This window comes from Pseudomonas sp. S35 (assembly GCF_009866765.1).
GTDB lineage: Bacteria > Pseudomonadota > Gammaproteobacteria > Pseudomonadales > Pseudomonadaceae > Aquipseudomonas.
This window is the reverse complement of the sequence record NZ_CP019431.1, coordinates 1913949-1937785: the sequence shown is the minus strand read 5'-3', so window position 1 is coordinate 1937785 and position 23837 is coordinate 1913949. Positions and strand designations below refer to the sequence as shown.

The following is a 23837-nucleotide window of genomic DNA, read 5'->3' as shown; positions in this document are numbered from 1 at the left end:
TGAGCGCTCACAACCAGCACGTGGGGAATAGTAGGCACCAATCCTGCAATTGCTCAAGGCGCACTCGTCATCCCCTGCCGCTGGTGGATATAGAAACGGCCTCGACCCATCACTGATCGAAAGCCTGAACATTGCCGGCAGTTGAAGCTTGAGACGAACAGGCGCTCTTAAAGTCACCTCTACATGGGTAAAAGATGCCAGGCCAAGCAACGCCAAAGGCAACGAAAGTGTCGGCCCGGATATATAAACCTTCATCTGTTTTCGCGACCCAACACATGCTGGCCGGCCCTTTCAGCCTGGATCCAATATTCACCCTAATGAAAAAAATGGACGCTTTTTATACAAACCTCCAAAAGATTAGCCAAAATAGATTCGGCACGAGATTTTTTTTTGCTTCTTGCGCTACGTCAGTTTACTTACTACAAGTAATGGGTAGTATGTACGCCGGCTATTAGCTCACTCTGAGAAAGTAGCCATTTAATAGAAAGTCCTTGAAGGGGAACACGATGAACAACGTTCTGAAATTCTCTGCTCTGGCTCTGGCCGCAGTTCTGGCTACCGGTTGCAGCAGCGTCTCCAAAGAAACCGAAGCTCGTCTGACTGCAACTGAAGACGCAGCAGCTCGCTCCCAGGCCCGTGCAGACGAAGCCTACCGTAAAGCTGATGAAGCTCTGGCTGCTGCTCAAAAAGCACAACAGACTGCTGACGAAGCTAACGAGCGCGCTCTGCGTATGCTTGAAAAAGCTAGCCGCAAGTAATAATCCCTCGGGATTGTTATCAAGCCGATCCATTTATGGATCGGCTTTTTTATTGCCTGCGATTCACAGCTCAAGCCCAGGCAATAAAAAACCCGCCGCAGCGCAAGGCCATGGCGGGCTTTTGATCGAACAGGCCTACTGTTGCAGATCGATTGGCGCACTGGAGGCTATGGGTGCGGAACCGGGCACGCCGATTTCGGTGGGCAAGCCATCTTCAGCAGCCACTACGTCACGCACTTGGTCCCAATTGACCCGCAGTTTATTGGCTAGGTCTTCACGCTTGAGCAAAGCGTTGATCACCGCCGTGTGCTTGTCGACCACGGACGGCGTACCGTCGTCGTTCAATGGCGTATGCGCTTCCAAGTACACCTTGCCGCCGCTGCTGCCGAACTTATAGGCATCGTTGATGATGCGCACCGAGGTGCCCACCGGCACCATGCCGGCCATTTCCAGCACGTTATTGTTGAACATGCGGAAGCAACCGTGACTGGTGCGCGTGCCAATGCCGAACTTCATGTTGGAACCGTGGATCAGATAACCCGGTGTACCCAGGGTGAACTTGAACGGCCCCAAAGGGTTGTTCGGGCCGGCAGGCACCACATTGGGCAAGGGGTCGCCATTGGCGGCGTGCTCGGCCTTGATCGATGCGGGCGGCGTCCAGGTGGGGTTCGGCGTCTTGGCGATGATGCTGGTGTGGGCAATCGGCGAGCCCCAGCCTTCACGACCAATCCCTAGCGGGAAGGTGTAGACGACATTCTGCCCCTTGGGGAAGTAGTAGAGCCGGTACTCCGCCAGGTTGATCACGATGCCTTCGCGTGGGCCTGGCGGCAGGATGAAACGCGTCGGCAGCACGATGTCGGTACCCGCCCCCGGCAGCCAGGCATCGACGCCCGGATTGGCCGCGACCATCTCCGAGTAGCCCAGGTCGTAGGTGGTCCCCAAGTCGGCAAAGGTGTCTTCGTACTTGGCCTTGATCACCTGGACCTGGCCGACAATATCTTCACCCGGCGGCGGCAAGGGCAACTGCAAGGCTGACGCAGAACCAGCCGCACAGAGTGCAGCAAGAGACAGGCAGCAGGTGACGACGGAGAGGCGCGACAACATCCGGAAAATCCTTCGCAGAACGACGGGTAGGTTAAAGGCGAGCCGCAAGCTGCAAGCCTTCAGCCACTAGCTTACAGCTTATCGCTTGAAGCTTGCAGCTGCTTCTATAGCTCGAAACGCAACTCCGGCCAGATCGGCGGCGTACCGCGCTTCTGGGACTCAAGGATGGCCCGGCACAAGGGGCACAGCCGCTGGTCCTGGAAAATCGAACGGTCGACCCGCGACCAGCGAGGTTGCGCGGGCAGTAACGTGCCGCACAACGTGCGATCGATGGAGCCGCCCAACTCCAGTTGACGCGCCACCAGATGCACCCGCACTTCCTGGCAGGCGAACAGATCCAGCTGCTCGTCCGGCTCGATCAGTTGGTAGTTAAACAGGGACCAGGCAGGACGCGACATCGGGGGCTCCAGATCGGGGGGGCGCCACCTTAGCCGAAAGCCTGCCGCTAGAAAAGCGTCATAACAGTGGTTTTAGCGCCGGCCAGACATTTTCCAGCAACTTGCCCTGGGCGCTGACCGCTGGGTGCAGCCCGTCGGCCTGCATCAGCTCTGGGTGACCGCCCACGCCGTCAAGGAAAAATGGCACCAGAGGCACGTCTTTTTCCCGGGCCAGAGTGCCGTAAACTTGCGCAAAGGCGTTGGTGTAACGCGGGCCGTAGTTAGGCGGCAATTGCATGCCGAGCAACAGCACCTTCGCACCGACCGCCTTAGAGCGCTCGATCATCGAAGCAAGATTTTGTTGCAATTGCGCAGGCGGCTGCCCACGAAGGCCATCATTGCCGCCCAACTCAATGATCACCACTTCAGGTTTATGCTCTGCAAGCGCCGCAGGCAGCCGCGCAAGGCCTCCAGCACTGGTATCACCACTGATGGAAGCGTTGACCACTTTATCGTCGAAACCTTCCTTCTTGAGCCGTTGCTCCAGCAAGGCAACCCACCCTTTGCTGGTATCCAGGCCGAAACCGGCACTGATACTATCTCCAACGATCAGGACTGTACCCGCCGCTGCGCTCTGAGCCATGCACATCAAGGCCAGGCCAGCACTCAAAAACCACATTCGCATCGGATTCTCCATGGGCGCAAGCATTCTCACCGCGCGGAACCTTAGCAAAGTGGTTCCCAGCGCGGAAGGTGAACTGACTATCCTGCACGAACTGAGCCTGGAACTGAACAAGGGCGATAGCCTGGCTATCGTCGGCAGCTCCGGCTCCGGCAAATCCACCCTCCTCGGCCTGCTGGCCGGCCTCGACCTGCCCAGCAGCGGCGAAGTCACCTTAGCCGGACAAGCCCTCAGCCGCCTCGACGAAGACCAGCGTGCACGTATCCGTGCCGAACACGTGGGCTTTGTGTTCCAGTCGTTCCAACTGCTCGACAGCCTCAACGCGCTGGAGAACGTCATGCTGCCGCTGGAGTTGGATGGCCGCAAAGACGCCCGCGAGCGCGCCAGACATCTGCTGGAGCGCGTGGGCCTCGGCCAGCGCCTGACCCACTCGCCGCGCCAGCTTTCCGGTGGTGAGCAGCAGCGTGTGGCAATTGCCCGCGCCTTTGCCGCCGAACCGGACGTGCTGTTTGCCGATGAACCCACCGGCAACCTCGACAGCCATACCGGCGAGCGCATCAGCGACCTGCTGTTCGAGCTCAATAAAGAGAGCGGCACGACCCTGGTACTGGTTACCCATGACGAGCGCCTGGCCCATCGTTGCCGACGCCTGATCCGCCTTGAAGCCGGCCTGATGGTCGCGCCCCTGGAGCCTTGATGGCACGCTTGCCGCTGTTACGCCTGTTCAGCCTTGCCATGCGCCAATTACTGCGCGACGCCCGCGCCGGCGAATTGCGCGTATTGTTCTTCGCCTTGCTGGTGGCCGTGGCGGCCAGCACCGCCATCGGCTACTTCGGCGCGCGCCTTAACGGCGCCATGTTGTTGCGCGCCACTGAGTTCCTGGGCGCCGACCTGGTACTTGAGGGCAGCTCGCCAGCCCGCTCCGAACAAATCAAATCCGGGACTGAACTGGGCCTGGATCATGCCAGCGTGGTGGAGTTTTCCAGCGTCATTGCCACCGATAACGGCATCCAACTCTCCAGCATCAAGGCAGTCAACGAGCAGTACCCACTGCGGGGCGAACTGAAGAGCACTGCTGCACCCTTTGGCGATGAAGCCGCGGGCGGCGGCCCGAAACCCGGTGAAGCCTGGGTGGAGGCGAGACTGCTGACGGCACTGGATCTCAAAATCGGCGACAGCATCGATGTGGGCATGAAGACCCTGCGCCTGGCCCGCGTGCTCACCTATGAGCCCGACCGCGCCGGCAACTTCTACAGCCTCACGCCCCGAGTGATGATCAACCTGGCAGACCTGGACGCCACCGGCGTGGTCCAGCCAGGCAGCCGCGTCAGTTTCCGCGAACTGTGGCGCGGGCCGCAGGACAGCACTGTGCTGCACACCTATCGTGACCTCATCAAGCCAGGACTCGCTGCCAACCAGCGCCTGCAGGACTCACGGGATGGCAACCAACAAATCGGCGGCGCGCTCGGCAAAGCAGAGCGCTACCTGAACATGGCCAGCCTGGTTGCCGTGTTGCTGGCGGGTGTGGCCGTGGCGTTGTCGGCCAACCGCTTCGCCACCCGACGGTTCGACGCCAGTGCGCTGCTGCGTTGCCTGGGGTTGTCGCGACGTGAAGCCATGTTGCTGTTCAGCCTGCAATTGAGCGTACTCGGCCTGCTGGCCAGCCTGGCCGGCGCCTTGCTCGGTTGGCTCGCGCAATTTGGTCTGTTTTATTTCCTGCACGATTTGCTGCCCGCGGACGTTCCGCCCGGCGGCCTGCTGCCCGCCGCTGCAGGGATCGGCACCGGGCTGGTGGCGCTCGCAGGCTTCGCCCTACCGCCGCTGGCCGCGCTGGGCAGGGTACCGCCGCTGCGAGTACTGCGGCGCGATTTGCTGCCCATCCCGTCCAGCACCTGGATGGTCTACGGCGCAGCGCTGCTCGCCCTGGGCCTGATTATGTGGCGCCTGAGCCTCGACCTGGTGCTGACCTTCGCCCTGCTGGGGGGAGGCGTGTTAGCGGCGCTGGTGCTGGGTGGCCTGCTTCTGCTGCTGTTGCAAAGCCTGCGACGCCTGCTGGCCCGTGCATCCCTGCCTTGGCGCCTGGGCCTGGGGCAACTGCTGCGTCACCCCTTGGCTGCTGCCGGCCAGTCGCTGGCGTTTGGTTTGATCCTATTGTCCATGGGCTTGATCGCACTGCTGCGTGGCGAACTGCTCGACACCTGGCAAAACCAACTGCCCAAGGATGCGCCCAATTATTTCGCCCTGAATATCCTGCCGGCCGACAAAGACGCCTTTGGTGCTCGCCTCCTGGACGTACAGGCGCAATCCGCGCCGTTGTACCCGGTGGTGCCTGGCCGTCTGATCAGCATCAATGGCGAACCGGTGCAAGAGATTGTCAGCAAGGACTCCAGTGGTGACCGTGCGGTGCAGCGTGACCTGAGCCTGACCTGGGCTGCCGATCTACCGCCGGGCAATGCCCTGACCGCAGGCTCGTGGTGGTCACAACAACCCACCGATGGAACTCCAGGTGTCTCTGTAGAGGCCAAGGTTGCGCAAAGCCTCAAACTCAAGCTGGACGACCACCTGGTATTCACCGTGGGTGGGGAAAGTCGTGAGGCGCGGGTGACGAGCCTGCGCACCATCAATTGGGATAATTTCCAGCCCAACTTTTTCATGATCTTCCAGCCAGGCACCCTGAAGGACCTACCGACCACCTACCTGACCAGCTTCTACCTGGCACCCGGTCATGACCAACAGATCGTCGATCTGGCCCGGGCCTTCCCGGCAGTCACAATCCTACAGGTCGAGGCGCTGCTGGAGCAGTTGCGAAGCATCCTCGCCCAAGTGACCCTGGCCGTGGAATACGTGCTGTTGTTTGTGCTGGCGGCGGGGATGGCGGTGCTCTTCTCCGGCTTGCAGGCCACCCTGGATGAGCGTATCCGCCAAGGCGCGCTGCTGCGAGCATTGGGCGCGGAACGCAAATTGCTGGTCAAGGCACGGCGCATCGAGTTCGGCCTGCTGGGCGCGGTCAGCGGCCTACTGGCCGCACTGGGCACCGAACTGGTCACATGGGCGCTCTATCGCTATGCCTTCGATCTGGTGTGGCACCCGCACCCGTGGCTATTACTGCTGCCGGTGATCGGGGCAATATTGATCGGCGGGGCCGGGGTTTTCGGTACGCGCCGAGCGCTGAATGCGAGCCCTCTGACGGTATTGCGCGAAGGCTGAAAGACCAATGGCCCGCACGCTTCATGGAATGCGGGCCATCACGGTCTACTTCACGTACTCGATAGCCGTGATCCACCAGCACACCTCGCCGTTGGGGGTCTGCACGATAGCCTCATCGTCGACTTCCTTGCGCAACAGCGCACGGGCCATCGGTGAATCGATGGAGATGTAGTCCATCCGCTCGTAGATCTCGTCATAGCCAACGATGCGAAAACGCTTGGTCTCACCCTGCTCGTTTTCAATATCAACCCAAGCCCCGAAAAACACCTTTCCTTCCTGCTCGGGCATGTACTCCACTACCCGCATGTCTTCCAAGCGTTTGCGCAGGTAGCGCACCCGCCGGTCGATCTCACGCAGCAGCTTCTTGTTGTACTGGTAATCCGCGTTTTCGCTGCGATCCCCCAGAGAAGCAGCCCATGTCACCTTGCGTGTGGTATCCGGGCGTTTTTCTCGCCACAGGTAATCCAGCTCTTTCTTCAGCGCTTCATGACCTTCTTTGGTAATCAGCTTGGTACTCAAACGCGTACATCCCCAGCAAATGCCCATTGGTTCCAATACACCGCAGCACCAAGGCCAGGCGTCGACGAATAGCAACTGATGATAAATGAACGCGGGAAAGTAGCCAGACCCAGTGGCACCTTGCGTCAAACGAAACGCCAAAGATCAGCGCGAGCCTATGCTTGCTCGGTATCGGCAAGACTATCCAGAGTCTGATCCAGTTCGATGAGCATTGTCTGCAGGTTCTGCCGCAGGCCCGGCAAATGCGCAAGCATGGCAGCCAACACCTCCTTTTTCTGAAGCACCTGCAATTCCTGACTCTGTGCATGGCTGATTCGTTTTTCAAGAGCCTGGGCGCGTTCATCCAGTTGATGCTGCTCGTGCTGCTGAGCGGCCATAGCACTTACCACCTGTGCTTCACGACCTTCCAGCGCCTGGACTCTTAGCTGCAGGGTGGCCTCCTTTTCCAAGGTCCGATCAACCAGTTCCTGGCGTTTTTCATCAAGCTCAGCATGGCCCTGTTGCAGTTGCACATGCCACTGCTCAAGGGACTCCGCCTGCTTGAGCACAGCCAGCTTTTGCTGTGTCAGCTCATGGGAGACACGTGCCAGATTGTTCAGTGTGCTATCCACCTCAAACAACGAGTGTTGCTCCGTCTGAACGCACAGCGCCGGCCTTTCGTCGACAGCAGGAGCAACGGGCGGAACGTTTGCAGGTGCAACAACCACGGACACCTGAGGCAGCGGCTCTGGTTGCGGTTCAGCCTGCAGTTGCGTCTGCGGTTGTGGCGGCAGTTGTGGCGGCAGTTGCGGTTCAACCAGTTGCTCAAGCAATGGCGGCGTGTCCGCTTCAGGCCTACTCGCCGCCCTGAACGGCGAGGCCATCTGGGAGGAAAAACGGATGGACGGAACGACCAACGTAGCGCTTTCCAAAGCCGGCGACACGGGAGCAGAAGTCCCTAGCGTAATCACCTTCATCACCAAGGCTTTCTTGATGACCACAGAATGATGATCTTCAGGCCGGGCTGGCGGCAACTTGCAGCCTTTCAAATCGACAAAATGATAAGGAATCTGGCTATCGGTAACACTGCCGGGCTTGGCGCCGGAAGCTGCCAGCATCAGTATTTGCTTAAATACCCGCATCGCAACTTGAAGTTCTTCTTGAGCGTCCACGGCGCTCAAAAAGTACCGATCAAGTTTCTTACGCAATGCGGCGACATATACCCGGGAACTGCCGGGTTCCGCCTCCTCATCAAGGCTGTAGACAAGAAAGTTAGACATGATTTGGGGGATGGCAAAGCCACACAACAATGCACCGTTGACCGGGGCATCCACGCCAGCGCGTTCAAGAACAAGGGTACGTAAAAGCATCATAGCCATCAGACCTCACGACATTAAGCAAACTATATTTAAACACCAGATAAACACCTGACCATTAGTAACTGCTAGTCATCTCACAATTCTTTCAGCGCGTCATAAGGCTGGCCGTAGGACTTATCCTATAAATACACTTTAACGTTTTAAATCCGCACTTTTGAACGTACCATTTTTATAATATAGCCCCGCACAGCTCCATCAGGGCGCTGCCTCTTCATATATAAATTCAGCAGAAAGCATAATGATCGAGACAAGCAACCTGACCAAGTACATAGATAAAAAGAGTGTCATCCACGACGTCTCATTCTCAGCGCAGCAGCAAGAGTGCATCGGATTATTTGGACTGGAAGGTGCAGGTAAAACCACATTACTTAAAATGATAGCCGGTTCGATACGCCCCTCTTCCGGGCACGTGAGCATTCTGGGGTTTGATACTAGAACCCACGGTCCTCAAGCTTGCAGCGCCGTTGGCTATCAACCCGAATCCGACATCAATCACCCGACAATGTCCGTCAGGAGCCTGCTCGACTTTATCGCCACGCTTCGTGGCTTTCGCGGTGCGGAAAAACGCAGCCGGGTGGAGCGCGCCGCTACTCGGCTCGACCTGTCTCAGGTACTCGACTACCCGATCCATACACTCCCTATGAGCCTGAGGCGCAATGTCGCCCTTGCCCAGGCAATCCTGCACGACCCCGGTGTGCTGTTGCTGGACGAACCGAGCGAAGGTCTCGCACCGCATCATCAAAGCAAGATCGGCACATTGATCCAGTCATTGGCCGAAGAAATGACCGTCATCGTTGCTGCTCAAGATTGCGCAGCACTGGAAAACATCTGCACGCGCGCCATGGTTCTCGTAGAGGGCCGCCTGCTGGCGGATGCTCCGATACGCGAGTTGCAACGCAGCTCTCGGTACTTCCAGGCCGTCACCCTGGCCACACAAACTTCGCTTGATTTTTTGGCCCTCGCCGTCTTGCCCGGCGTTGCAGGCATCGAAGAAAACCGCTACGGCGCTGGCACCGTGACCGTTCTCGCGTTGCCAGGGCACAGCATCTACCCAGCTATCAGCGCATTGATCGTCAATCGCCGCTGGGCAATAGACACTTTGAATCTAGAACTAGGCCGTCTCAACGATGTCGTTCATCACTTGAGCAACGAGGCACTCAATTGAACCTGTTGTACCCTGTTTTCAAACGCCAACTTGCCAGCTATCTATTGGCCCCTATGACTTATCTGGGCAGCACCGCGTTCCTGATACTGTCCATAACGCTGGGGTTACACACGAGCCAACTGCTGGAACGCGGCAGCAGCGACCTGCAAGGCTTCTTTTCATGGCACCCGTGGTTGTATCTGATATTGGTCCCGGCACTGTCCTCCCAACTTTGGCTGGATGAGTCCCAGAGTGGTTTTGGTGAACTGATGAAAACGTTGCCCATCACACCGGCGGAACTGGTCATAGGAAAGTTTCTGGCAGTCTGGGCAGTCGCCGCCATGGTGTTACTGCTGAGTTCTCCTATTGTGGTAGCGGTCAACCTACTCGGCACAGCGGATAACGGGTTGATCGCCTCGCAATTTTTGAGCAGTTGGTTATTAGTGGGAAGTTATCTCTCTGTCGGCTGCCTGATTTGCGCATTGACCCGTCAACGCCTCGTCATTTTCATGTTAACGCTGAGCCTGCTGTTAATGGCCAGTGGATTGTCGTCCGTACTGGATGCGCTTGAACACCAAGAACCCTTGTGGATTTTCGATAAGTTGAGGTCGTTGAGCCCATCCTTGCGCTTTGAACTGATTGACAACGGCCTGCTCACCCTACGTGAGAGTGCATACTTCATTAGCATGATGGTTGCGTTCCTCGCTGCAACGATCGTTATTATCAATTTCAAAAATAGCTGAGAAGGAACGTCTACAATGCGATCCGCTCTGCGCACCGGAATGACACTTTGCGTCATTTCGTTAATTTTCCTGGCCTTCAACCTCGTCTGGGCGGTAAAACTCCCTGATGTGCGCTGGGACTTCTCACAACAAAGATCCAATACATTATCGCCGGCCACACTGCAGTTGCTTACCACCTTGGAAAGCCCACTGGTTTTTTATTATTTCAACTCCAACAAGCACACAGTAAAAAACCCCGCACTGAAACATTACGGCCAGCGCGTTGAAGAAAAGCTGAAGGCGTTCGAAAAAGCGGCTAAGGGCAGGATCACTCTGCACATTATCGACCCTGCGCCGTTTTCAGAAGACGCCTACAAAGCAGGTTTATATGGGCTCGATGACAAACAGGGATTCCTTGGCCTTATTGGCACCCGTGATGGCGGGGCTGCGCAACGCATCGAGTCATTCAGCCCGGACAGGGAAAGTTTTCTGGAGTACGAAATCAGCCACTTGATCACCCGACTGCTTCATCCCGAACCGGCTGCTGTCGGACTGCTGTCAGGGCTACCGGCGCAGGAGTTCCTGCCGTCATTGCTGGAAGAGTTACCCAAGCATTTTGATCTCACGGAACTGGTGTCCAATGCCGACCATATCCCCGTCAGGATCAAAACCTTAATGCTCGTCCACCCCCGCATGCTGTCGGAGCAAACCCTCTACGCGGTTGATCAATTCGTAATGGGGGGCGGCAAACTTCTGGTGTTCATGGACACCCTGAGCGAATTGCCCCCCCAGGCTGCCCCCTCAAACGCTGGGCTGGATGGGCTACTTGCCAGTTGGGGCATTACCATGCCGAGCAACAAGGTGCTGGTCGACTCCATCCATGCCTCACGGGAGCACCCACAATCGGTGTTAACCCTACCGCGCCAGGCCATGAATACAGACGACGTCAGCACTTGGAAGCTGAACTCAGTGACGGTATCCAGTAGCGGCGCGCTCTTTCCCCTCGATAATAGCCGGACCCTCTTTACCCCGCTGCTGCTCAGCTCCGCCAAGTCTGCCTTGGTAGATTTTGACGCGCTGGACAGTAAACCGGCCACACAGGGTGAACGCCATGTCATCGCAGCCCGTATCGAGGGGCCCGCTGAGTCGGCATTTTTTGACGGCATCAATGGGCAGCCGCCAGGGGTGCAGGAGGCTGCGTACGTTCATGTGGTGGTGGTCGCCGACATGGATCTGCTCAGCGAGAAACCAGGCGGCTCGATGCAACCCGGCAACAGGCTGTTTGTATTGAACACCCTGGATAACCTCGCTGCGCCTGACCCGCTCGCGAACATTCGCCCCCATGCAGTAACGCGCCACTCATTGCAGGTACTGCAAAACCTGCGCGAAGCCGCCGAGCAAGCCTATCAGGACCAAGCCAGGGACCTGGAGCAACAACTGGTACTGACCGAAAATGAGTGGCGACGTCTGAACCCAGAGATTACCGCCCTCGGCACCGTAATGATCGACACCAGTACCCAATTGCAAGCGCTCAACAAGGAGCGCCTGCGCCTGCCGATTGAACTGCATGCCCTGAAAGTCGATGCTTACGCGCCTGTCCATCGCCTGGAGCGAAACGTCAAACTGCTGGTGATTGTGCCGGTGCCAACATTGCTCTGCCTGATTGCCTGGGGCCTGTACCAATGGCGTCATCGCCGCTGGCCAACACCGTCAACAACCTCTTGATTGAAACTTCAGCGACGGGCGATCAGGCCTTGCCGCGCAATACGCGTCAATTGACGGATCACTTCTGGCGCGCCACTGGCGTCAGGCGCCTGGATAACAGCGAGGTCAAAACTGTTGCTGGCGAAGCGGGCTAGGGAGTCGCCGTCTTCAACAAACTGGATCAGGAATGCCGACGGCCGCCCTGTGCGACGTGGCCAACCGTCCAGGTAGCGCAACAGCGTCGGCTGGTGCTTACCGCCCAAGAGGATTTTTGGATTGCGCTGAGTAAGGTCCGCAGTGATCGGGGCCAGGCGTATCAGGGGGCGTAGTGCATTCATCGAGTCGTGTCTCTGCCTCAAAAGTCTGCGGGCAGGTGAGAGGCAACACCGAACCAGCGCTTTAGCGGTATTTCGAAGCGGTCTCATCGAGGGAGAGCTTGCTTCTGTAGGACTGCATCGAGTCCGGTGGCGCCCCGCAATTAGCTGTTTAAATCGGCGCATGAACGGCATCCTAGAGAAGCCGATGGGGCGGTGTCAAGAATTGCGAGCAACGAAAAGGCCCGCACATGGCGGGCCTTTTGAGGGCGTTGCGGCGTAATCAGTTGGCGATGGCGCGGTCTGCAGACAGCTTGCCGGCACCTTCGAACAATACCGCCAGGGAGCCGCCCAACAGTGCCAGTGCGAACTCATAACCATTGTTGGCCATGAACAAACCGTTATGGATATGCACCGAGAAGATCGCCACCAGCGACAGAATGGTAAGACCCAATGCCGCCGGACGTACCAGCAAACCGATGATCAAAGCCAGTCCGGCGAAGAACTCGGTACCGCCCGACAGCACGGCCATCAGCGTGCCAGGCGCCAGACCAATGCTTTCCATCCACTGGGCAGTGCCTGCCAGGCCATAACCGCCAAACCAGCCGAAGAGTTTTTGCGAGCCGTGGGCGGCGAAGATGATACCGACAACGATGCGCAAAATCGTCAGGCCGTAACCGGCGCGGGTGGACAGGAGGCTTTTGATCATTGGGCTCATGCTGAGAATCCTTTTCGAAGTAGCGGTTGGTTGGCCGCTATATTAATCAGTTTAAACAATGATAAAAGCCAAAAAAATGCCTAATTAACATCGATAAAATCGATCACTTACGTGAGGCGATCTTTGCCGCCGACGGCTCCAGGGAATCCCGCTCCCGATCGAACGCCAAGTAGTACTTATTGACGCTATTAACATAGCTGACGCCGCCCATTCCCACCTGCTCCATAGCAATGCGCTCCACCTGGAAAAACCATTGGTTGGGGTTCAGCCCCCGGCGCTTGGCTTCGGTGCGCATGCCCTGCACCCGCTCCGGGCCCATGTTGTAGGCCGCCAGTACAAATGCCATGCGCTCGCGCTCGTTGAGCTTGGGGCTGGCGAAGAACTTGCGACGGATCAACGCCAGATAACGCGCGCCCGCCTGCACATTGCTGTCGAGATTTTCGATGTTATTGACACCCACCCGTTGCGCCGCCGAGGGCGTGATCTGCATCAGCCCGGTAGGGCCGCCACTGTTGCGCGCGCCTGGGTCGAGGGCGGACTCCTTGAAGGCCAGCGCCGCCAGGTTCAGCCAGTCCATACCCTGCTCACGGGCGTGTTTTTGCAGGACCGGGCGCAGCTTCTCAAGGCGCTGGCGGTCGACACGGGCCAGTGGATTACGCACCTGGTAGAGGCGTCGATAGATACGTTGGAATGCCACGTCCTGGTCGGACGGCGTGCGATAGGTCTTGAGAAATCGATCAATACTGGCCCGCAGCATCGAAGCGTCCTGGCGCACGAACCAGTATTCGTCGCCGGGTTCGCTGATGACCACTTGTTTGTCGAAGCGCAACTTGGGCAGGATCTTCGACCAGCGTTCGGCAATCGGCTTCTCGACAATGGTGAGATGGAAAATTCCCGCCTGGACCATTTCCAGTACGTCCTCCACCGCCAGGGTCGGGTCAACCCATTCCACCTTCACCGGCGCTTGCTTGTGCAACGCCAGCTTCTGATTGAGCTGGCTGATGGCATCCGCCGCCGCACTGCCAGTAGTCAGGGCCAGGGTGCGCCCGGACAGTTGCTCCAACCTGGTAAACCGACGCTCGCCCTTCACACCCACCAGCCACAACGGTACATCGCTGGCAATCGGGTCACTGGTACTGATCTTGTGGGCGGCCTTCACATCAAGCAATTCGCCAGGAGCCACCAGATCGCCTTCGCCACGGGCCAGCGCGCCAAGCAGTTGGTCCTTGGCCTTGGGAATGATCTTGAGGTTGATTTCCTGGCCATCACGGGCGTGGCCATTGAGGTATTGCTCGAAGGCGCGCAGGCGGTGGTATTCGACACCAATGGCCTGGCCCTGCACTTCGCCGGAACTGTTGCGGCTCTGGTTGACCAATACCCTGAGGGTGCGACTGGAACGAATCTCCGCCAGGTCACGGACCTTACCGGGCTTGGTCACTTCCAGCGGCCCGTCCAGACGCGCGACCGCCGCCATGGGCAGCAGTAGCGTCAGGCACAACATAAGCAACGCCGAGGGTCGGATCATCCGCTCTCCGGAAAGAATACTGGCCAACGTACTCGCGAAAAACGACGCGTTGGGGGTCAGAAACAGAGCGCTTTATGCGCAGGCTTTGCGCGCAACGGTGGCACAGTGCAAGGCGTTCAGCCAGACACGATGTCACTTGCGACGTTCAAAGACAGCTATAACTCATTGTAGTTCTTGATTTTTCTTATAAATCTACAGCTCTGATATGCTTTCCGGCCGCAGGCGGAGATAGCACCATGCAACTCATTGATATCGGCGTCAACCTGACCAACCCCAGTTTCGACGACAAGCACCAGGCCGTTCTCGACCGCGCCTACGCCGCCGGTGTGCAACAACTGGTGCTCACCGGCACCAGCGTCGACGGCAGCGAACAGGCCCTGGAACTGTGCATCGACCTCGACGAAAGCGGCCAACGCCTGTTCAGCACCGCCGGCATCCACCCCCACTCCGCCAGCGACTGGAACAGCGATAGCGCCCAGCGTTTACGCGGTCTGCTCAGCGAAAGCCGCGTACGCGCCGTGGGCGAATGCGGCCTGGATTTCAACCGGGATTTCTCACCGCGCCCACAGCAGGAAAAAGTCCTCGAAGAACATCTGGCCTTGGCCGTCGAGCTGAAACTTCCGGTGTTTTTGCATGAGCGTGACGCCAACCAACGCCTGCTGGAGATCCTCAAGGACTACCGCGACCACCTGAGCGCCGCCGTGGTGCATTGCTTTACCGGCGAACAAGCGGCGTTGTTCAGCTACCTCGACCTCGATCTGCACATCGGCATCACCGGCTGGATCTGCGACGAACGCCGTGGGACGCACCTGCACCCGCTCGTCAGGGAAATCCCCCGAGGCCGTCTGATGCTGGAGAGCGATGCGCCTTACCTGCTACCACGTACCTTGCGTCCCAAGCCAAAAAATGGCCGCAATGAACCCGCTTACCTCACAGACGTACTGCGCGAAGTCGCCCTGCACCGCAACGAAAGCATGCAGGACCTGGCCGACCACAGCACCGCCTGTTCCCGCGCTTTTTTTGGGTTACCGACCTTGGATTGATGCAGCGCATTGACCCATGTCAAAACCGGCTTGCTGAGTAGCGGCACAATAATGGCACCTTGCCAATGCTGTTTCCGCTATCAGAGAAAACCTTCCATGGGTGCCTGGCTTAGCAATATCTCGCTGAAGTACAAATTCTGGGCCGTCAACGCGGTCGCCTTCATCACGACTCTGCTGCTGGTGCTTTACGCCGTGCAGCTCGAACAACAGGCGCGCAGCACGGCGTCACAGGCCTCGGCGCAGGCCCAGGGGCGATTGCTGGGTGCCTGGCCGGCCGATAAACCACTACCCACGGACGTACAATGGCTGACGTTTGCGCGAGGCCAGGCCCCACAGTTGGGTGATCAAGATCTGTCGGTCCTGAGCACCACCACCGGCTGGGTCGAACTCAATCACATGCCGCTGTTTGGCGAAAATCCATTGATGGGCGCCGACGTCATCGCCCGTCCTGATGGGCAATACGTCGCGGTACTCGCCTACGCGCCAAGCTTGAGCCAGGTGTTCGGCGAACGCTTCGCCAATTACGCCGTGGCGGTGGCCATCCTGATGCTCGCGATGCTTGGCGCGTCGCAACTGCTGATCCGCTTCCTGCTCAGTCAGCTCAACACCCTCAAGGACGTCATGCTGCACGTGGAGAAAACCGGCGACCTGTCGGCCCGCGTCCCCCTGGCGTGCAAAGATGAGGTCGGCCAGATGGCCAGCGCGTTCAATGCCATGCAGGCCGGCTACCAGCGCGTGGTCAGCACCGTCGCACGCACCGCCCGGCAACTGGACGAAGGCGCCGCACGCCTGGCCAGCAGCATGAACGAGGTGCAACACGGCATGCTCGGCCAGCAAAGCGAAACCGACCAGGCCGCCACAGCCATCAACGAGATGACCGCCACCGTTTACCACATCGCCCAACACGCTGGCGCCACTCGGGATTTGTCCCAGACCGCCGACACTCTCGCTGGCAGCGGCCAGGAAGTCGTGACCCGGGTGCGACACTCGATTGCAGGGCTGTCCAGCGGCGTGCAACAGACCGCCGAGATGATCCAGAAACTCGCCGAAGACAGCCAGAAAATCAACGGCGTGGTCAGCGTGATCCATAGCATTGCCGAACAGACCAACCTGCTCGCCCTCAACGCCGCCATCGAGGCCGCCCGCGCCGGCGAAATGGGCCGTGGCTTTGCCGTGGTCGCTGACGAGGTGCGCAACCTGGCCAAGCGTGTGCAAAGCTCCACCGACGAAATCACCCGCATGGTTTCGGCGCTGCAAGCCGGCACGCGCGACGCGGTGGACTTTATGCAAGAAAGCTCGTTCAAGGCCGACGACTGCGTGCAACAGGCCCAGGAAGCGGGTGCCGCACTCGCCGAAATCACTGGCGCCGTGGCGCAGATGCGTGAAAGCAACACCCAGATCGCCGTCGCCGCCGAGCAGCAGAGCCATGTGGCCGAAGAGATGAATCGCGCGGTGGTGAGTATTCGCGATGTGACCGAGAACACCGTGCAGCAGACCGTGGATTCGGCAACGACCAGCAATGAACTGGCAACGTTGGCCGGGGAGTTGAGCAAGGCGATTGGGCAACTGAAGTTGTAGGACTTGCTATGAGCCCCATAGCCAGCCCCAATTCGCCCACCCGCCCCTGCCCGCCTAAACTCTGTCCAAGTTGTTTCAACGGACAGAGGATTCACCATCATGGGCAAACGTCATCCCAATCTCCCCGCCTGGCAATGGCGTCACTACCCACAGAACCACCAGCACCCGACCAACCTGGCCTTGCACCTGATCGCTGTGCCGCTGTTTATTGTCGGGTTTCTGTTGATCGTTTCTGGGGTGTTCAGCCTCAGCCTGGCCAGTTTCGCCGTTGGCGTAGTGGGCATTTTGGCCGGCCTGGCACTGCAGCGTCATGGTCACAGCCTGGAAGCCCAGGCCAGTGAGCCGTTCAGTGATCGCAAAGATGCGGTGCAGCGCCTGGTGGTCGAGCAGTTCGTGACTTTCCCGCGCTTTGTGTTGAGCGGCGGCTGGTGGCGCGCCTGGCGGCAGCGCAATCGGCACTGAGGCTTAGGCGAACACCACCACGGTTTGACGGCTGAGCGCGATCAACTCGCCGGTGGGGCTCCACAGTGCTGCGCCAGCATGGCCGTAGCCATCGCGGGCGTGTTCGATATTAACGTGGTACTGGCACCAATCGAGGGTCGTCAGATCCTGCAACGGCTGGATGAATTCGATGGTCCAGGTCAGGGTGCTTCCCGGTGCCGGTTTTTTCAGGTGCGGGAGCAAGGCCGGTGGCCAGGCGTCGACCAAGGCGAGGATATGCGCCTCGGTCAGCGGCTCTTCTTTCACATCCCCACGCAAGCGAACCCAGCCCCCCATGTCGCGGGATTTATTCCCGGTGAATGGCAGGCCGCCGACACTCCAGCGCATTGCCAGGTGCCGCATGAATTCAGGCGTGACGCCCTTGATGTAGGGCAACTCCTGGCATTCGTCCCAGTGTTTGAACGCGGGCGGCGCTTCACTTGCCACATCAATCTCTGACTCACGGGACGCACCGAAACTGGCCTGTACCAGCGTCGCCACTTCACCGTTCTGCATGACCCGGCCAAGCAGTTGGCTGACCGCCTTGCCTTCGCGCAACACTTCGACCTGGTAACTGGCGGGTACATCGGGCACCACCGGGCCAACGAACGTGATCGCCAACGAACGCAAGGGCCGATCCGCAGGCACCTGGGCCCGCAGCGCTTCGTATTGCAAGGCAGCCACCAGGCCGCCGAACGTGGCGCGACCTTGGGCCCATTCGGCAGGGATGGTGACATCCAGCGGGTGGCTACGGGCAGCGTCGAGCAAATCACTAAAGCGCATGGCGACCTCAAGTCAAAGGAAACAGATGAGGGATCTTAACCATCGTGCCGGTGAGGTACAGCGCCTATTCCGGCCAAAAGCCGGACCGATTCAGAAACAATCCGCGCTGAGCTTGTCCAGCACCCGATCCGCCTGCCCTTCGGCTTTGGCCATGGTTGTGTGCCATACCGCCACACACGGTTGCAGATCGGCTTGATGTTCAGCCTGGGCCAACCACTGCCAGCAATCGTGCCAGTCGCCCAGGGCGCTTTGGGCCTTCTTAAGGCGTGACATGGCGTTGGTGGGCAGCTTGTCCAGTTCGGGATAGGCCTCGGCGGCGTAACGCACGCGCTTGATCAACAACCGCAGACGGTGGCGATCGTGGCCAGGATCCTTGAGGGCTTCACCGAGAGTGCGCCATTGCTTGGCCAGGCGTTTCTCAATGCGCGAACGCAGGCCGTTGAGCAATTTCTGGTGTTGGGAAGCGCGAATAAAGCGTGGGAAGGCATCCAGTATCAACAGCAAATGCGCCAACTGCGCACTGTTCGCCACCTCGCGATAGGCATCAGGTTGCAGGCGCAGGCGCCGGTCAGCTGCGCCATGATGACCGTGCTGATGTAAATACGCCGCCAGGACCTCTCGGTCGCGCAGCGGCGTAGTCAATTGGCCTACCGCACTGGCAGCCAATTCAAGCTGCTCGACGCCCGGCAACCCACGCAAGGGTCGCAGCAGACTGCGCAGGCGCCGCACCGTGGTGCGCAGGTCATGCAGCGCTTCATCGTCGGTGACGGCAGCGAGGCGAGCCTGGCAGCTCAGTAACCCTACTTCCAGGCCAATGACCTGAGCGACTAACTGATCGACCAACGCTGACATCCTGCCCTCACCTCTTGATGAAAAATCCTACTCGTGGCCCATGACTCAACGCCCGGCGCGCGACTCACGAATATAGAACCGTGCCTTCTCGGCCTTGTTGGAGCAGCCTTCAAACGCTTCAAACTGCTGCTGAGTCTTGGCGCCTGTCAACAGCGACAAAGCCTTGGAGTAGCTGACGGTACCGGCGAAACCTTCGGCCTTGGCCAGGTCGAGCTCTTTCCAGGCGGCGTCCAATTGCGAGCCGCAGCTGTCGCGGTAGGCGGTTTTCCCGGCACAACCGGCCAGGGCCAACATAATCACAGGCACACACATCCAGGCTTTCATCGATGACACCTCAAAATAAAGAAAAACAGTCGTACGGTGTAGACGTTGCCTACAACAAAAAGTGCCTGTCCTTAGCCTGAAATCGGTAGTACCTAGATGCCAGAGCATACCCGAGCCCAGTCGCGACTCTGGAAAAATATTGCACAGTGGCGCAAAGATTGAAGCCGCCCCTTGAATGGGTGCATTGTGGGCACCTGCCGATATAGGACATCGACCATGAAGAAACGTGTTGCCTTGGTGCTGGGCTCCGGCGGGGCCCGGGGCTACGCCCATATCGGAGTGATCGAAGAGATCGAACGGCGCGGCTATGACATCGCCTGTATCGCCGGCTGCTCCATGGGCGCCGTGGTAGGAGGAATCTACGCTGCGGGCAAGCTGGACGAGTACCGCAACTGGATTGAAAGCCTGGACTACCTCGATGTGCTGCGCCTGGTAGACGTGAGTTTTCGCCTCGGCGCGATTCGGGGCGAGAAGGTCTTCGGGCAGATCCGCAAGATCGTCGGCGAGATCAATATCGAAGAGCTGCGCATCCCCTACACCGCCGTGGCCACCGACCTCACCAACCAGCAGGAAATCTGGTTCCAGGAAGGCTGCCTGCACCAGGCCATGCGTGCCTCGGCGGCGATCCCCAGCCTGTTCACGCCCGTCATGCAGGGCAACCGCATGCTGGTGGACGGCGGCCTGCTCAACCCGTTGCCCATAGTGCCGGTGGTGTCGAGCCACTGCGACTTGATCATCGCGGTCAACCTCAACGCCACCAACCAAAAGCACTACCACTTGCCGGTGATCGAGCGCCCGCCCGCGTTCAAGAGCCGCTTCAACAGCCTGGCAAAGTCACTGGGCTCGCACCTGCCGTTTCGTCGCAAGCAGGCCGAACAGTTGATGAAGCTTGAGCAGGAAGCCTTGCAGGCCCAGGCGGCCGACATCAACCCGTGGCTGGATTCGGCCGAACCCGAGTCCCAACAACCCGCCGCGGCCCCGGAAAAACCCGGGGCACCGAAGTCGGCGACCGGATCGTTCATCATCGATAACGTCGGGCCGGCGTCATTGCTTGACCTGATCAACCAGAGTTTCGAGGTGATGCAGACGTCATTGGCCCAGTACAAGATTGCCGGCTACCCACCGGATGTGTTGATCAACGTGCCGAAACGGGTGTGCCGGTTTTTCGAGTTCTACAAGGCGCCGGAGTTGATCGCATTGGGTCGCGAAATTGCCAGCGATACGTTGGATCGCTACGAGAGTGAGCAGCCCTGAGTGCGTGGCTCAAGCCCCCAACAACCGATACCCCACCCCCGCTTCAGTCACGATAAAGCGCGGCTGAGTCGGGTCATCCGCCAGTTTCTGCCTCAGATGCCCCACCACGATCCGCAGGTAGTGGCTGTCCTCGGTATGGGTCGGCCCCCAGATATCCTTGAGCAGTTGCTGCTGGGTGATCACCCGCCCCGGATGTCGCGCCAGCTGCGCCAACACGGCATATTCCTTGCGGGTCAGCGCCACTTCAGCACCGTCCAGCAGCACGCGGCGATAGGCCAGATCGACCGTCAGCGGGCCGAAACTCAACGCCGCTTCCTGCGCCTCCCCAGCGGGCGCCTGGCGCAGCAGTGCGCGAACCCTGGCGAGAAATTCCTGAATGCCAAAAGGCTTGGTCACATAGTCATTGGCGCCGCCGTCGAGAGCCTCGACCTTCTGGCCTTCGCTGGCCCGCACCGACAGCACCAGGACCGGCACCGTCGACCACTCGCGAAACTCACGCAGCACCTGCTGGCCGTCCATGTCCGGCAGGCCGAGGTCGAGCACCAGCAAGTCCGGTTTGCTCAATGCGGCCTGGGCCAGGCCTTCGTTTCCGGTGCCGGCCTCGATGACTTTATAGCCTTGGGAGGCCAGGCTGATGCGCAAGAATTTGCGGATCTGCGGTTCGTCATCAATGACCAAAATCGTCGCGGTCTGGCTCATGGTGTCCCATCAAAATCCGTGGAGAAAAGAGGGTAGCTCACGCATCACGTTCCAGGCCAGGCTGTACCGGCAACGGCAGGTACACGCTGATGCAGGTGCCGCGCCCCTCAATACCTTCGGCCACCCGGATATGCCCACCGTGCGCCCCGACCATGCCCTGGCAAATCGCCAGGCCCAGGCCCGTGCCCTGCCCGCCCCGGTCACCGCGTGCGGCGGTGTAGAACATATCGAAAATCTTCGCGCGCTCGTCTTCGGGAATGCCCGGCCCCTCATCGGCCACGGCAAAAAACAATTGGTTGTCCTGCACGCCGGCACTCAGTTGTAAACGACCGTGGGGCGGTGAGAAGCGTGCAGCGTTCTCCAGCACATTCACCAGCGCCTGTTCGATCAACGCCGCATGCACGTACAGCAACGGCAGCGCAGGCGGCACATCAGTGCTCACCTGCAACGTCGCCAGCACCGCACGCAAACGGCCGAGGGCGCTGCCGACGACATCACCAGGCGACACCCAGTCCCGCGCCAGCTTCAGCGCGCCGTGGCCCAGACGCGTCATGTCCAGTAGATTCTGGATATAGCGGTCGAGGCGCTCGGCTTCATCGCGTGTGCCTTCAAGCAATTCGCGACGGTCCTCCAAGGGAATGGCTTCACCCAGCGCCAGCAGGCTGTCGATGCTGCCGCGCATGGACGTCAACGGCGTGCGCAAATCGTGGGACACCGACGCGAGCAAGGCACTGCGCAATTGCTCGGTTTCGCCATGCAGGCGCGCAGACTCCAACTCCTGCGCCAACTGCGCACGGGCCAGGGCCTGGGCCAAGGGCTGGCTCAATGCGGTGAGCAAACGGCGGCGTTGACCGCTCAACGCCAGGCCCGGCTTGGCGCTGACACCAAGCAACCCCAACGGCCCTTCTTCACCCGACAACGGCCACCACCACCAACGCCCAAGCGGCAGGGTGCCGGTACCCATGCCGGCAGGCTGGTCGTGTTGCCAAGCCCAGTCGGCGGCGGCGCGTTCGGCTTCGCTGAGGGTCAGCGGGCCACCGGTCTCGACCTTCCAACCGCCCTGGCCATCGCGATTGACCAGGCACAGGTCCAGGTCATGCCAACCTTCCAGGTGATGCGCCGCCGCGCTGATCACCGCCTGGCGATCGGTAGCGGCGGTGAGTTTGCGTGACAAGTCGAGCAGCTCGCTGGTTTCTTCCTGGGTGTCGCGCAACGCCTGCAATTGTCGACGTTGGCGCGCTGCCAGGTTGCCGGTGAGCGCCGCCATCAGCAGGAAGAACAGCAGGGTCAGCACGTCTTCTTCACGCTGGATGGAGAAGGAAAAATTCGGCGGGATAAACAGGAAGTCGTACGTCAGAAACGACAACGCCGCACACACCAGGGACGGCCCCAGGCTGCTGCGCACCGCGACCAATAATACGGCGGCGAGAAACACCAGCGAGATATTCGGCAACGGCAACACACTGGACACCGCCCAAGCCACGCCGGCCGCCACCACCGTCGCGACTACCGCCAATGCGTAATCGAACCACACCAGCCCGCGCACCTGGGGCAAGCGCGGCGGCGTGGGAATGTCATCACTGTCGAGCACGTTGATTTCCAAGCCGCGCGCATGGCGCAACAGACGCGCCGCCAAGCCGCCGCCAAACATGCGACGGCGCCAGCGCATTCGCGACTGCCCCACCAACACCAGACTGGCTCGGCGTTCGGCAGCATGCTGGATCAGGGTCTTGGCCACCTCCCCGGCCCTTAGCAACACAACCTCGCCGCCAAGTCGCTCGGCCAATTGCTGGGCGTTTTGCAGACGCAGGCGCGACTGCTCATCCCGTGCGCCGCCGTTATCGATATGCACCAGGCTCCAGGGCAAGTGCCGGCGCTGCGCCACGCGGCTGGCATGCCGCACCAGGCGCTCAGCCTGCGCGTCGCCATCCACGCCCACCAACAAGCGGCCGCGCACCGCCGGCGCGGCTTGGCCGAGTTGGCGATAGCCTTGGGCCAAGTCGTCGTCGACGTGGGCAGCGGCGGTCTGCATCGCCAGCTCGCGCAGGGCCATCAGGTTGGTCTGGGTGAAAAACGCGTCGATGGCCGCCCTGGCCTGTTCCGGCACATAGACTTTGCCGTCACGCAGGCGCTCCAGCAGCTCGCGGGATGGCAGGTCGATCAGCAGCAGTTCGTCAGCCTCTTGCAGCACCCAGTCGGGCAAGGTTTCACGCACTTGCACGCCGGTGATTCCGCGCACCTGGTCGTTGAGGCTTTCCAGGTGTTGGACGTTGACCGTGGTAAACACGTTGATGCCGGCGGCGAGCAGTTCCTGGATGTCTTGCCAACGCTTTTCATGGCGGCTGCCGGGAGCATTGCTGTGGGCCAGTTCGTCCACCAGCACCAGCTTGGGCTTGGCGGCGAGCAGGCCGTCGAGGTCCATTTCTTCAAGCATCACGCCGCGGTATTCGCTACGCAGCAACGGTTGCTGCGGCAGGCCGCTGAGCAAGGCTTCGGTCTCGGCACGGCCGTGGGTTTGCACCACACCGGCAATCAATGGGATGCCTTGGCGCAACTGGGTGTGGGCTGCCTGAAGCATGGCGTAGGTCTTGCCCACGCCCGGTGCGGCGCCGAGAAAGACTTTGAGGCGGCCACGGCCGTTGCGGGGCAGGTCGGCTAGCAGGGCATCGGCGCGGCCGGAGTCGCTCATGCG

General features: G+C 59.8%; 23 protein-coding genes. 10 read left to right on the top strand and 13 right to left on the bottom strand.

Annotated elements, in window-relative coordinates; all coding sequences use genetic code 11:
- The first annotated feature begins 506 nt into the window (after positions 1 to 506).
- Complete coding sequence (gene oprI, locus PspS35_RS08710; protein WP_003172710.1) at positions 507 to 758, top strand: outer membrane lipoprotei OprI; 252 nt, start codon at positions 507 to 509, stop codon at positions 756 to 758.
- 135 nt (positions 759 to 893) lie between these two features.
- Here oprI and PspS35_RS08705 read toward each other — a convergent pair whose 3' ends face one another.
- The 3 genes from PspS35_RS08705 to PspS35_RS08695 form a co-directional block, all read right to left on the bottom strand.
- A complete protein-coding gene (locus PspS35_RS08705) occupies positions 894 to 1862 on the bottom strand; it encodes a L,D-transpeptidase family protein (protein ID WP_159933615.1) in 969 nt (322 codons plus the stop codon).
- 104 nt (positions 1863 to 1966) lie between these two features.
- Positions 1967 to 2260: a hypothetical protein gene (locus PspS35_RS08700; protein WP_010211879.1), complete on the bottom strand. Its 294-nt coding sequence runs from the start codon at positions 2258 to 2260 to the stop codon at positions 1967 to 1969.
- Between the two features lie 58 nt (positions 2261 to 2318).
- Positions 2319 to 2924 carry an arylesterase gene (locus tag PspS35_RS08695; RefSeq protein WP_174244792.1) on the bottom strand — a complete coding sequence of 202 codons (606 nt, stop codon included), beginning with the start codon at positions 2922 to 2924 and terminating at the stop codon, positions 2319 to 2321.
- Between the two features lie 10 nt (positions 2925 to 2934).
- On the opposite strand from PspS35_RS08695, the gene PspS35_RS08690 reads away from it, so the two are divergent.
- Together PspS35_RS08690 and PspS35_RS08685 are read left to right on the top strand one after the other, a co-directional pair.
- Positions 2935 to 3618, top strand: coding sequence for an ABC transporter ATP-binding protein (locus PspS35_RS08690; protein ID WP_159933611.1), 684 nt, complete (start codon positions 2935 to 2937; stop codon positions 3616 to 3618).
- A complete protein-coding gene (locus tag PspS35_RS08685) occupies positions 3618 to 6128 on the top strand; it encodes an ABC transporter permease (RefSeq protein WP_159933609.1) in 2511 nt (836 codons plus the stop codon). Before PspS35_RS08690 ends, PspS35_RS08685 begins: the two co-directional genes overlap by 1 nt.
- A 45-nt stretch (positions 6129 to 6173) precedes the next feature.
- On the opposite strand, the gene greB is transcribed toward PspS35_RS08685, so the two are convergent.
- Together greB and PspS35_RS08675 are read right to left on the bottom strand one after the other, a co-directional pair.
- Positions 6174 to 6647 (bottom strand): transcription elongation factor GreB, encoded by a 474-nt coding sequence (greB, locus tag PspS35_RS08680; RefSeq protein ID WP_159933607.1) that lies wholly within the window; start codon positions 6645 to 6647, stop codon positions 6174 to 6176.
- A gap of 155 nt (positions 6648 to 6802) precedes the next feature.
- Positions 6803 to 8005 carry a hypothetical protein gene (locus tag PspS35_RS08675; protein WP_342795421.1) on the bottom strand — a complete coding sequence of 401 codons (1203 nt, stop codon included), beginning with the start codon at positions 8003 to 8005 and terminating at the stop codon, positions 6803 to 6805.
- A 238-nt stretch (positions 8006 to 8243) separates the two neighbouring features.
- Between PspS35_RS08675 and PspS35_RS08670 the strand changes: the two genes are divergently transcribed.
- The 3 genes from PspS35_RS08670 to PspS35_RS08660 are packed head-to-tail and all read left to right on the top strand — an operon-like array spanning position 8244 to position 11596.
- Positions 8244 to 9170: an ABC transporter ATP-binding protein gene (locus tag PspS35_RS08670; protein WP_159933605.1), complete on the top strand. Its 927-nt coding sequence runs from the start codon at positions 8244 to 8246 to the stop codon at positions 9168 to 9170.
- Positions 9167 to 9892 carry an ABC transporter permease gene (locus PspS35_RS08665; protein ID WP_159933604.1) on the top strand — a complete coding sequence of 242 codons (726 nt, stop codon included), beginning with the start codon at positions 9167 to 9169 and terminating at the stop codon, positions 9890 to 9892. Before PspS35_RS08670 ends, PspS35_RS08665 begins: the two co-directional genes overlap by 4 nt.
- A 15-nt stretch (positions 9893 to 9907) precedes the next feature.
- Complete coding sequence (locus tag PspS35_RS08660; RefSeq protein WP_159933602.1) at positions 9908 to 11596, top strand: Gldg family protein; 1689 nt, start codon at positions 9908 to 9910, stop codon at positions 11594 to 11596.
- An 8-nt stretch (positions 11597 to 11604) separates the two neighbouring features.
- Here the strand turns inward: PspS35_RS08660 and PspS35_RS08655 are convergent, their stop codons facing one another.
- The 3 genes from PspS35_RS08655 to PspS35_RS08645 all read right to left on the bottom strand — a co-directional run bounded on the left by PspS35_RS08655 (position 11605) and on the right by PspS35_RS08645 (position 14132).
- Complete coding sequence (locus PspS35_RS08655) at positions 11605 to 11913, bottom strand: class I SAM-dependent methyltransferase (RefSeq protein WP_159933600.1); 309 nt, start codon at positions 11911 to 11913, stop codon at positions 11605 to 11607.
- A gap of 259 nt (positions 11914 to 12172) precedes the next feature.
- Positions 12173 to 12607, bottom strand: a complete 435-nt coding sequence (locus tag PspS35_RS08650; protein WP_159933598.1) for a DoxX family protein — start codon at positions 12605 to 12607, stop codon at positions 12173 to 12175.
- 103 nt (positions 12608 to 12710) lie between these two features.
- The gene (locus PspS35_RS08645) at positions 12711 to 14132 is read right to left on the bottom strand and encodes a transglycosylase SLT domain-containing protein (RefSeq protein ID WP_159933596.1); all 1422 of its coding nucleotides are present in this window, start codon (positions 14130 to 14132) and stop codon (positions 12711 to 12713) included.
- A 236-nt stretch (positions 14133 to 14368) separates the two neighbouring features.
- On the opposite strand from PspS35_RS08645, the gene PspS35_RS08640 reads away from it, so the two are divergent.
- The 3 genes from PspS35_RS08640 to PspS35_RS08630 all read left to right on the top strand — a co-directional run bounded on the left by PspS35_RS08640 (position 14369) and on the right by PspS35_RS08630 (position 17215).
- The gene (locus PspS35_RS08640; RefSeq protein ID WP_159933594.1) at positions 14369 to 15175 is read left to right on the top strand and encodes a TatD family hydrolase; all 807 of its coding nucleotides are present in this window, start codon (positions 14369 to 14371) and stop codon (positions 15173 to 15175) included.
- 96 nt (positions 15176 to 15271) lie between these two features.
- Positions 15272 to 16753 carry a methyl-accepting chemotaxis protein gene (locus PspS35_RS08635; protein ID WP_159933592.1) on the top strand — a complete coding sequence of 494 codons (1482 nt, stop codon included), beginning with the start codon at positions 15272 to 15274 and terminating at the stop codon, positions 16751 to 16753.
- Positions 16754 to 16852: 99 nt separating this feature from the next.
- Positions 16853 to 17215 carry an Mpo1-like protein gene (locus tag PspS35_RS08630; protein ID WP_159933590.1) on the top strand — a complete coding sequence of 121 codons (363 nt, stop codon included), beginning with the start codon at positions 16853 to 16855 and terminating at the stop codon, positions 17213 to 17215.
- Positions 17216 to 17218: 3 nt separating this feature from the next.
- On the opposite strand, the gene PspS35_RS08625 is transcribed toward PspS35_RS08630, so the two are convergent.
- The 3 genes from PspS35_RS08625 to PspS35_RS08615 all read right to left on the bottom strand — a co-directional run bounded on the left by PspS35_RS08625 (position 17219) and on the right by PspS35_RS08615 (position 19192).
- Complete coding sequence (locus tag PspS35_RS08625; protein ID WP_159933588.1) at positions 17219 to 18016, bottom strand: thioesterase family protein; 798 nt, start codon at positions 18014 to 18016, stop codon at positions 17219 to 17221.
- 90 nt (positions 18017 to 18106) lie between these two features.
- Positions 18107 to 18868: a CHAD domain-containing protein gene (locus tag PspS35_RS08620; protein ID WP_159933586.1), complete on the bottom strand. Its 762-nt coding sequence runs from the start codon at positions 18866 to 18868 to the stop codon at positions 18107 to 18109.
- A gap of 45 nt (positions 18869 to 18913) precedes the next feature.
- Positions 18914 to 19192 carry a hypothetical protein gene (locus tag PspS35_RS08615; RefSeq protein ID WP_003172685.1) on the bottom strand — a complete coding sequence of 93 codons (279 nt, stop codon included), beginning with the start codon at positions 19190 to 19192 and terminating at the stop codon, positions 18914 to 18916.
- 216 nt (positions 19193 to 19408) lie between these two features.
- Between PspS35_RS08615 and PspS35_RS08610 the strand changes: the two genes are divergently transcribed.
- Positions 19409 to 20446 (top strand): patatin-like phospholipase family protein, encoded by a 1038-nt coding sequence (locus PspS35_RS08610; RefSeq protein WP_159933584.1) that lies wholly within the window; start codon positions 19409 to 19411, stop codon positions 20444 to 20446.
- 9 nt (positions 20447 to 20455) lie between these two features.
- On the opposite strand, the gene PspS35_RS08605 is transcribed toward PspS35_RS08610, so the two are convergent.
- Both PspS35_RS08605 and PspS35_RS08600 read right to left on the bottom strand, forming a co-directional pair.
- Positions 20456 to 21145 (bottom strand): response regulator, encoded by a 690-nt coding sequence (locus tag PspS35_RS08605; RefSeq protein ID WP_032892766.1) that lies wholly within the window; start codon positions 21143 to 21145, stop codon positions 20456 to 20458.
- Between the two features lie 37 nt (positions 21146 to 21182).
- Positions 21183 to 23834, bottom strand: coding sequence for a sensor histidine kinase KdpD (locus PspS35_RS08600; RefSeq protein ID WP_159933582.1), 2652 nt, complete (start codon positions 23832 to 23834; stop codon positions 21183 to 21185).
- Positions 23835 to 23837: the final 3 nt, after the last annotated feature.

What these genes read in the sequence shown, in the direction of transcription:
- PspS35_RS08605 (WP_032892766.1), bottom strand. Translation starts at nt 21,145, where the DNA reads ATGAGCCAGACCGCGACGATTTTGGTCATTGATGACGAACCGCAGATC.
- PspS35_RS08705 (WP_159933615.1), bottom strand. Translation starts at nt 1,862, where the DNA reads ATGTTGTCGCGCCTCTCCGTCGTCACCTGCTGCCTGTCTCTTGCTGCA.
- PspS35_RS08690 (WP_159933611.1), top strand. Translation starts at nt 2,935, where the DNA reads ATGGGCGCAAGCATTCTCACCGCGCGGAACCTTAGCAAAGTGGTTCCC.
- PspS35_RS08620 (WP_159933586.1), bottom strand. Translation starts at nt 18,868, where the DNA reads ATGTCAGCGTTGGTCGATCAGTTAGTCGCTCAGGTCATTGGCCTGGAA.
- PspS35_RS08695 (WP_174244792.1), bottom strand. Translation starts at nt 2,924, where the DNA reads ATGCGAATGTGGTTTTTGAGTGCTGGCCTGGCCTTGATGTGCATGGCT.
- PspS35_RS08625 (WP_159933588.1), bottom strand. Translation starts at nt 18,016, where the DNA reads ATGCGCTTTAGTGATTTGCTCGACGCTGCCCGTAGCCACCCGCTGGAT.
- PspS35_RS08650 (WP_159933598.1), bottom strand. Translation starts at nt 12,607, where the DNA reads ATGAGCCCAATGATCAAAAGCCTCCTGTCCACCCGCGCCGGTTACGGC.
- PspS35_RS08630 (WP_159933590.1), top strand. Translation starts at nt 16,853, where the DNA reads ATGGGCAAACGTCATCCCAATCTCCCCGCCTGGCAATGGCGTCACTAC.
- PspS35_RS08655 (WP_159933600.1), bottom strand. Translation starts at nt 11,913, where the DNA reads ATGAATGCACTACGCCCCCTGATACGCCTGGCCCCGATCACTGCGGAC.
- PspS35_RS08645 (WP_159933596.1), bottom strand. Translation starts at nt 14,132, where the DNA reads ATGATCCGACCCTCGGCGTTGCTTATGTTGTGCCTGACGCTACTGCTG.
- PspS35_RS08635 (WP_159933592.1), top strand. Translation starts at nt 15,272, where the DNA reads ATGGGTGCCTGGCTTAGCAATATCTCGCTGAAGTACAAATTCTGGGCC.
- PspS35_RS08615 (WP_003172685.1), bottom strand. Translation starts at nt 19,192, where the DNA reads ATGAAAGCCTGGATGTGTGTGCCTGTGATTATGTTGGCCCTGGCCGGT.
- PspS35_RS08675 (WP_342795421.1), bottom strand. Translation starts at nt 8,005, where the DNA reads ATGGCTATGATGCTTTTACGTACCCTTGTTCTTGAACGCGCTGGCGTG.
- PspS35_RS08640 (WP_159933594.1), top strand. Translation starts at nt 14,369, where the DNA reads ATGCAACTCATTGATATCGGCGTCAACCTGACCAACCCCAGTTTCGAC.
- PspS35_RS08660 (WP_159933602.1), top strand. Translation starts at nt 9,908, where the DNA reads ATGCGATCCGCTCTGCGCACCGGAATGACACTTTGCGTCATTTCGTTA.
- PspS35_RS08610 (WP_159933584.1), top strand. Translation starts at nt 19,409, where the DNA reads ATGAAGAAACGTGTTGCCTTGGTGCTGGGCTCCGGCGGGGCCCGGGGC.
- PspS35_RS08600 (WP_159933582.1), bottom strand. Translation starts at nt 23,834, where the DNA reads ATGAGCGACTCCGGCCGCGCCGATGCCCTGCTAGCCGACCTGCCCCGC.
- PspS35_RS08670 (WP_159933605.1), top strand. Translation starts at nt 8,244, where the DNA reads ATGATCGAGACAAGCAACCTGACCAAGTACATAGATAAAAAGAGTGTC.
- PspS35_RS08685 (WP_159933609.1), top strand. Translation starts at nt 3,618, where the DNA reads ATGGCACGCTTGCCGCTGTTACGCCTGTTCAGCCTTGCCATGCGCCAA.
- PspS35_RS08700 (WP_010211879.1), bottom strand. Translation starts at nt 2,260, where the DNA reads ATGTCGCGTCCTGCCTGGTCCCTGTTTAACTACCAACTGATCGAGCCG.
- oprI (WP_003172710.1), top strand. Translation starts at nt 507, where the DNA reads ATGAACAACGTTCTGAAATTCTCTGCTCTGGCTCTGGCCGCAGTTCTG.